General features: G+C 26.6%; 1 protein-coding gene. It reads left to right on the top strand.

The annotated features are described in order from the left end of the window. The coding region (locus tag BUB01_RS22470; RefSeq protein ID WP_242958470.1) for a condensation domain-containing protein at positions 1-1,556 on the top strand (1,556 nt) is incomplete at both ends.

Below are 1,556 nucleotides of genomic sequence, written 5' to 3'. Positions count from 1 at the left end.
CCAAATGTGGAAGAAAATATTATAACAGGTTCAGTATATGAAGCACCAAGAAATGAAATAGAAGAAGATTTGGTAAAGATATGGGAAGAAGTATTAGGTGTAAGTAATATAGGAATAAATGATAACTTTTTTGAACTTGGAGGACACTCACTAAGGGGCGCAGTAATAACTGGAAGAATTTTTAAGGAATTTAATGTGAAAGTATCTCTTAGAAAATTATTAATATTAGGAAACGTGAAAAATATAAGTCAATATATCAAGTCAAAGGAAAAGAATGTTTATGAAGCAATAGGAAAAGTAGAAGAAAAAGAATACTATATATCATCTTCAGCACAAAAAAGAATATATATGCTACAAGAATTTGATAAAGAAAGTACAGCATATAATATTCCAGGTGCTATAGAAATAGAAGGAAAGCTTGATATAGAAAAATTAAATGAAACTTTCTTAAAATTAATAGAAAGACATGAAACTTTAAGAACTAGTTTTGAAGTTGTAAACGAAAATATAATGCAAAAAGTACACAGAATGGAATCTATGGAATTTAAAATAGAAGAAATAAAAGTAAAAGATGAAACTGAGATAAAAGAAAAAATAAGTAATTTTATAAAATGTTTTGATTTAAGTAAAGCGCCATTATTAAGAGTAGAGTTATTAAAATTAGAAGAAGAAAGACATATACTTATATTTGATATGCATCATATAATCTCAGATGGTACATCTATTGGGGTTTTAACAAAGGAATTTGGAGAAATTTATGGAGGCAAAAAACAAGAAGACTTAAAAATACAGTATAAAGATTATAGTGAATGGCAGAATAAAATGCAGCAAAGAGAGGAATTTAAAAAGCAGGAAGAGTATTGGTTAAAGGAATTTGATGGAGAGATACCAGTACTAAATATGCCTATTGATTATACTAGACCATTAGTTCAAGATTTTGAAGGGGATAGTGTCGATTTTACTATAGGAAAAGAAGAAACTAAAGGACTACAGGAAATTGTAAGAGAAACAGGAAGTACAATGTATATGGTGCTACTTTCTACATTTAAGATACTTTTATCAAAATATAGTGGACAAGAAGATATAGTTGTAGGAACTCCAATAGCAGGTAGACCACATGTGGATTTTGAAAATATAATAGGTATGTTTGTAAATACTTTAGCAATAAGGAGTAATATTAATTCTGATGATAGTTATGAAGCTTACTTAAGAATGATAAAGGAAAAATCACTTAATGCATATGAAAATCAGGATTATCAATTCGAAGATATTGTAGAAAAAGTAAATGTGAGAAGAGATGCAAGTAGAAATCCATTATTTGATGTTATGTTTATAATGCAGAATATGGAGAGGAATTCATTAGAATTAGAAAGATTAAAGATTAAACCTTATAATTTAAAAAATAATATGGCTAAATTCGATATAACTATGATAGCAATAGAAGGTAAAAATAATATATATTTAAATTTAGAATATGCTAAGAAGCTATATAAAAAAGAAACTATAGAAAGAATGAAAGAACATTTTTTAAATTTAGTTAAGAAAATAATCACTAA

This window comes from Clostridium cavendishii DSM 21758, from assembly GCF_900141845.1.
Lineage (GTDB): Bacteria > Bacillota > Clostridia > Clostridiales > Clostridiaceae > Clostridium_AG > Clostridium_AG cavendishii.
The sequence above is the reverse complement of the archived record's forward strand: the minus strand, read 5'-3'. Positions and strand labels throughout refer to the sequence as shown.